The 245-nt window shown below is 40.4% G+C and carries 1 protein-coding gene; it reads left to right on the top strand.

The features are described from left to right. Positions 1-83: 83 nt before the first annotated feature. On the top strand, positions 84-245 hold a 162-nt coding region (locus tag AAEY88_RS15070), incomplete at its 3' end, for an AAA family ATPase (protein ID WP_350563694.1).

Below are 245 nucleotides of genomic sequence, written 5' to 3' on the forward strand. Positions count from 1 at the left end.
GATATGCACGGTGAAAGCGTACCCGACGCACTAAAAAATCTATTAAACGATGTTATTAACGAACTAGAGGAGCAACAGCAACTATGAAAATAACCGCAGTGCGTATTCATAACTTAGCTTCTATTGTTGATGCCGAAATAGACTTTTTAGCAGCCCCGCTAAAAGACGCCGGATTATTTGCAATTACCGGCGATACCGGCGCAGGTAAAAGCACTATTTTAGATGCTATTTGCTTAGCTTTATAT

The organism is Psychrobacter sp. CAL346-MNA-CIBAN-0220, from assembly GCF_040309805.1.
Lineage (GTDB): Bacteria > Pseudomonadota > Gammaproteobacteria > Pseudomonadales > Moraxellaceae > Psychrobacter.